General features: G+C 36.0%; 5 protein-coding genes. 1 reads left to right on the forward strand and 4 read right to left on the reverse strand.

From position 1 onward, the window contains the following. Window positions 1–149 precede the first annotated feature (149 nt). From EV200_RS06185 to tilS, 3 genes are all read right to left on the reverse strand, one after another. Entirely contained in the window at window positions 150–563 is a 414-nt protein-coding gene (locus tag EV200_RS06185; protein WP_208864514.1) for a GxxExxY protein, read from the reverse strand. Between the two features lie 174 nt (window positions 564–737). Then, entirely contained in the window at window positions 738–1,226 is a 489-nt protein-coding gene (locus tag EV200_RS06190; protein WP_132530196.1) for a hypothetical protein, read from the reverse strand. Between the two features lie 3 nt (window positions 1,227–1,229). Continuing rightward, window positions 1,230–2,558 (reverse strand): tRNA lysidine(34) synthetase TilS, encoded by a 1,329-nt coding sequence (gene tilS / locus EV200_RS06195; RefSeq protein ID WP_132530198.1) that lies wholly within the window; start codon window positions 2,556–2,558, stop codon window positions 1,230–1,232. Window positions 2,559–2,623: 65 nt separating this feature from the next. Here tilS and EV200_RS06200 point away from each other — a divergent pair, with 65 nt between their 5' ends. Continuing rightward, window positions 2,624–4,921, forward strand: a complete 2,298-nt coding sequence (locus EV200_RS06200; RefSeq protein ID WP_132530200.1) for an OstA-like protein — start codon at window positions 2,624–2,626, stop codon at window positions 4,919–4,921. Between the two features lie 736 nt (window positions 4,922–5,657). Here EV200_RS06200 and EV200_RS06205 read toward each other — a convergent pair. After that, window positions 5,658–6,230 (reverse strand): non-canonical purine NTP diphosphatase, encoded by a 573-nt coding sequence (locus EV200_RS06205; protein ID WP_132530202.1) that lies wholly within the window; start codon window positions 6,228–6,230, stop codon window positions 5,658–5,660. Window positions 6,231–6,337 lie beyond the last annotated feature (107 nt).

The raw sequence follows: 6,337 nt of genomic DNA on the forward strand, positions 1-6,337 counted from the left end.
GATTTTAATCTATAATATGTGTCGGGATATTGCAATAAAAACTTTGGAAAGTTAGGCCGCAGATTCGCAGATTACGTTTTCTAAAAAAAATTATAGCGTATGTTGAATCTGGCAATTTATTTTAAATTATAAATAGCTAAAGTATATACTTATTTAGTTTTTATAATGCGTTTATACTGTAATGATTTATCATTGAAGTTAATGATTAGCCCAACTTTAAGCTTCGATATGGTGAGATAATTCAAAACCTGGGCATAATAAGCATCTACGATTCCATTACTGGATTTGATTTCAAGAATTATTTTATTATCAATTACAAAATCGGCATAGAATTGATGTTTAAGGACAATGCCTTTATAATTAACTACAAATCTTTTTTCCCTTTCATACCCAATGCCTCTGGAGGTTAATTCATATTCAAAGGCATCCTTATAAACGATTTCTGAAAAACCTTTACCTAAAATCCTATGAATTTCCATTGCTATACCGATTACTATATAACACTCTTCTTGAAAAGGATAATCATCTACATTGAAGTGATTACTCATATTAAATTCGCTCATGAATCTGCCAATTTGCGGCTAAATTTGCAGCAGGCTAAATGCCTCTGCTATGCTCCTTCAATAATTCAATTCAAATACCATAAATGAAGTAACGAATGGCAGCGTGGAAAACAATAAATTAAAAAAGGGCTGTGGAAAATAATAGAATTTTGGGAAAATAATTCCTCAACTTATTTATTTAAGATTTCTCATCTCTTCCTTAATCACCAGGAAAAGTTCGTTTGGTCTTTGGGTACCGATGAAATATTCTAAACCGTCACGATCGGTTAACACCACAGCATCTTTACCCGACGAATAAAAACGTATAGTACCTTTAGTGTGTAGATTATATACTGGATTATTAAAAAAATAGCGGCTGTAAGTTGCCTTACGTACATCTACAATGCTATTTAAGTCAATCTTCACCCGTTTAGTTGTCCACAAACCATCCAAGGTCATACTGCCATTATCTACAATAATTTTGTATTGAATCAGAAAGAGCAGCAACATGGAAACACCAATGATTCCAAAACCAACCACAAGGAAAAGATCTTGCGTGTTATCGCGGTCACGCTCATAAACATAGGCTGCAAAACAGAATGCTGCCATAATTAATCTGATGAAAATGCGAACATAATCCCGACCAATGTATTGTTTTTCGATATAAGCGTATTTACTTTCCACTGATTAATTTTCGAGTTCGAATATAGCAACTTTTTTGGTTGCAGCGGTTAATTTATATCGATTATCCTGTCGCATGCCCGCAATCCAAACAATATCTCCGTTACCGTTTACTAGGATGGGTGTACTATGCTTTAGATGCAGCGGTACTTTCTCGTCAATAAAAAAATCGCTTACCTTTTTAGCCATGCGCATACCCAGCGGAATAAACTTATCCCCATGCTGCCACTGCCTCACTACCATAGGAAAAATCAGCTTATCGGCATTAACAAAAGCCTTAGCCGGATTCATTTCAAATTTTATTTCATCCGTGAAGCTCAGTAATATATCATAATCGCCAAAACTGATTTTATCGGTAGAAGGATGGATAAACTGATTTAAGCTAGTCTCTGCGTTTCTTTCTACAATAACCAGGTGACTTCTGTTGATAATGGCCTGGTGTGTAGAGCTAAAGAAAAGCGTCCCGCTTAAAGCTGTCAACCCCGCTATAATTTCTTCTACCACATGCTCCGTAAAATGATAAGGCTTAAGCAACTCATATAAGAGAAGTTTTTGAGGATTCAATTTTGCGATCTCATCCAAGGCAATATAAATGCCATCAGTCTTTCTGATAATAATCTTCGCCCGCAGTTTAGCCACTTCCAAATCAAGAAAGTTTTCAATTGCGGCAAAGCGGGCAATATTATCTGCGAAAGTTTTTTCCAGGTTTGGATTAATTTCCTGTAGATGCGGAATTACCTGTAAACGCAATTTATTCCGGGTATAATGAGTACTTAAATTGGAGCTGTCTTCCACAAAAGAAATGCCTTCTTCATCGATGATTTCCTCAATTTCTTGGCGGTTTAAAAATAGTATCGGCCTGATTAGTTTATCCCTTTTGGGTAAGATGCCATGCAAACCACTAATTCCAGTACCCCGAATGAGGTTTATCAGCACCGTTTCCACAGCATCATTCTGATGTTGGGCAAGGGCAATATAATCGTACTGATGGGCCAGTCTGATCTCTTCAAACCAGTCATAACGCAAATCACGGGCAGCCATCTGCGTAGAAATTTTATTTTCTAAAGCATATTTTTTAGTATCAAAATGCGTTATATGAAACGGAAGATTAAGGGTTTCAGCAAGAATTTTAACAAAATTTTCATCTCGCTGTGCTTCATCTGCCCGAAGATTAAAATTACAATGCGCCACCCCAATATTAATGCCTATTGCTTTAAACAAATGCAACATCAATACAGAATCTTTGCCGCCACTAACGGCTAAAAGAATCTTGTTACCATTGGCAAACAACTCGTGTTGCTGAATAAAATCCTGAAATTGTGATAAGGGTAACATCCACCAAAAATATTTAATTTTAACTGGTATTCCGAACGTTCGGAACAAAAAACTAACTTTGTAGGGTGCAAAAAATATTTGTTTTACTATTTCTTTTAATCAGTCCTTTTTTTCTCTTCGGCCAAAAGCAGATTAAGATTGTTTCTTATTCAAAAATTAGGGTAGATGTTACAAACAGTATCACTTATTTAAGAAATCCGGTTTTCCAACAGGATAATGCCACGTTAGCCTGTGACAGTGCAATATTCTATAACAAGCGAAATTATTTCGAGGCGTATAAAAATGTACACATTAATCAGCTTACGACCGATATTTATTCAGATCAACTGGAATATGATGGAAATAAAAAGCACGCCCACTTAACCGGAAATGTGCGAATGGTAGATCCTCAATCGGTTTTAACCACTAATATTTTAGATTATAATACCCTAAGCAAAATTGGAACTTACACCAGCGGAGGTAAGATCGTCAACCAGGACGTTACCTTAACCAGTAAAAATGGGTACTACTTCAGCACCAGTAATGATGCTTATTTCAGGTACAATGTGGTTGTGGTTACGCCTCAGGTAACGATTAAATCTGATACGCTGCGTTACAATACCCAATCTAAATGGACATATTTTTATGGCCCCACCAATATAAAAGGTAAAGACGATAATTTATATACCGAAAATGGCGCTTATAATACCACTACTGAAGATGCCTACTTTGGGAAAAAAAATCTTTATACTCAAGGTACCAGATCACTCAAGGGTGATAGTTTATATTACTTTGGGAAGATAGGCTATGGTAAGGCGGTAAAAAACATTGTTTTTTCTGATACTAAAGATAAAATGAAAATGTTTGGCGATTTAGGCTATTACTATAAAATCGATCAACGAACATTAGTTACCCGCAATGCTTATATGGGGATTGGCACCGAAGATTCTATTATGGTAAAAAGTAAAAAGCGCCCTGATAGTTTATGGATGGGAGCAGATACGCTAGAAACGCAAATGGTTTTAAAGAAAAGTTTGAAGCTAATTCCTAAAATTTCGATAAAATCAGACAATGAAGTTGGTGAAGATGATGAAGAAGACACGAAAGAAGGTACTTCACCTCAAGATAAAACGTCCACTGATAAAACTGACCGAAATAACAAAGAAAAAAGATTTCCGGCTGCTAAAAACGACATGGGCTCAAAAAACAAACCAAAAGGTGACCCTAAAAACCCTGATCAAAACAATAGCGTACCGGAGAAACTTCCAATAGATTCTTTAGGTAAAAAATTACCGCAGTTGAATGTGGACAGTTTAAAAAACGGGAATATATTAAAGGCAAAAGCAGATTCTATTGTAAATAACTTACCGAAAATTAAGGCAGACACTTTAGCACAAAAAGCCATTAAGAAAGGTAATTTACTTGATAAAAAGGCTATAGGTAAAGCAGATAGCCTGGCCAAAACAATCGATAAAAGCAATGTTAAAGCACTGGGTAAAAATGTACTCTCGGCATTGAAACCGGGTATGGCTAAAAATGACACCACTAAATTTAACCCAGCCGATACAGTGCAGGCGAGAATTATAAAAGCTTATCATGGTGTTAAAATATACAAAACCAATATTCAAGCTAAAACGGACAGTTTATTTTACACCAGTGCTGACTCTACCTTACGATGTTTTGTTAATCCGATAATCTGGTCAGAAGGATCGCAACAAATTGCCGATACCATTTATGTACAGTTTAAAAACAAAAAACTTAATAATCTACAGTCCATCAGAAATGCATTTTTAGTAAATACACCCAAAGATTCATTAAGGTTTAACCAGATTAAAGGAAGGTTAATGACAGGTTTTTTTAATAATGGCAAATTAAAAACCATGTATGTGGATGGTAATGCAGAAAGCATTTATTACACGCAGGATGATAGTACAAAGGTATATAAGGAAATGAACCAGACGCTTAGTAGCCGGATCAAGTTTGTTTTTAAGGATAATGAAAACGACATCGAAGATATTGTCTACATCAAAGGAGTTGAGGGTGCTTTAAATCCGGAAAGTAAAATATCTAAAGATAACGTATTGAAAGGTTTTTCATGGAAACCCAAAGAGCGTCCAAAGAATAAAAAAGATGCAATTGGATCTTCAGGAAGGGCAAAGCCTAAAGCTAAACCAAAAGTAACTACTCCGGTTAAATCTAAAGTTGGCAGTAAAACGATGATCACAACGAAGGCTCCTTCGCTGCCAGTGAAAAAAATTACTGGTATAAACTTAAACCTTAATAAAAATTTACCTGCCGGAAATCTATTAGACACGGCTAATTTTGGGATTAAACCGATTTTGCCTAAAGCAGACTCTTTAAAGAAGGCACTTCAAAAATTGTAGGTTTAAGATTCCATTTATCTGTTGGTGTCTTACCAAACGAAAAAATCATGCTTGTTAGCAGATTTAAGTGATAAACTTAGGTTGGTTGGTGAGACACCAACCAGTAGATAATCAGTAGGTAAGGTAAAAGCTACTTAAAAATCTATAGATTATAAATTTATCGTCATTGCTGAGGAGGAACGACGAAGCAATCTTTCCTGCTATAAAACCTTTCCATCTTGAAAACCACTAAATTAAAGGATAACCACCCCCTGCCCCTCCTAAATTAGGAGGGGAGTTCCCCTCATAGCGTAATACAACACATAATTAATCTTCCAAACAAATAAACTGCCTCACTAAACGAAACTCATGCCTATAAATTGAATGGTATTAATTAATTTACGAGATAAAACTTACGCTGGTTGGTGAGACACCAACCAGTAGATAGTAGGTATGTAAAAGCTACTTAAAAATCTATAGATTATAAATTTATCGTCATTGCGAGGAGGAACGACGAAGCAATCTTTCCTGCTATAAAATCCTTCCATTTTAAAAACTGCCAAATTTAACGGATAACCACCCCTGCCCCTCCTAAATTAGGAGCGGAGTTTCCCTCATAGCGTATAATACAACACATAATTAATCTTCCAAACAACTAAACTGTCTCACTAAACGAAACTCATGCCTATAAATTGAATGGTATTAATTAATTTACGAGATAAAACTTAGGTAGGTTGGTGAGACACTAATTAGTAGGTTAACCCTTCAAAAATTCCATCATCTTTTTTAAGGCAATAGCCCTATGGCTGATTTTATTTTTTTCAGCCATATCCATTTCAGCAAAGGTAATGTCATAACCATTTGGTTGAAAAATCGGATCATAACCAAATCCTTTAGAACCAGATAAACTTTCTCTGATGGTTCCTTCAATCACTCCCTCAAAAATATGATTTTGCCCGGCAAGCATTAGTGAAATAACAGTTTTAAATCTTGCATTCCGATTCGTTTCTCCGTTTAACTTCTGTAAAACCAACTGCATATTTTCTATCGTATCTCTACTCCCGCCATAACGGGCAGAATAAACACCAGGTTCATTATTCAACGCTTCTATCTCTAAACCGCTGTCGTCAGCAAAGCAATCTAAATGAAAGTTTTCTACCACATACGAACTTTTCAAGGTAGCGTTACCTTCAAAAGTATCCGCAGTTTCAGGAATATCTTCGGTACAGCCAATATCACTCAAGTTTAAAACTTCATACTGACCGGCAAGTGCCAAGCGGATTTCGTCGGTTTTATGCTGGTTATTTGTGGCGAAAACGAGTTTATTCATCAGGGTTAGGTGGTTAGGTGGTTAGGTGGTTAGGTGGTTAGGTGGTTAGGTGGTTAGGTGGTTAGGTGGTTAGGTGGTTAGGTGGTTAGGTGGTTAGGTGGTTAGGT

The organism is Pedobacter psychrotolerans, from assembly GCF_004340665.1.
In the GTDB taxonomy this organism is placed as follows: Bacteria; Bacteroidota; Bacteroidia; order Sphingobacteriales; family Sphingobacteriaceae; genus Pedobacter; species Pedobacter psychrotolerans.

Excerpts from the sequence above, each read along its gene's own strand:
- EV200_RS06185 (WP_208864514.1), bottom strand. The coding sequence starts at position 563 with ATGAGCGAATTTAATATGAGTAATCACTTCAATGTAGATGATTATCCT.
- EV200_RS06205 (WP_132530202.1), bottom strand. The coding sequence starts at position 6,230 with ATGAATAAACTCGTTTTCGCCACAAATAACCAGCATAAAACCGACGAA.
- tilS (WP_132530198.1), bottom strand. The coding sequence starts at position 2,558 with ATGTTACCCTTATCACAATTTCAGGATTTTATTCAGCAACACGAGTTG.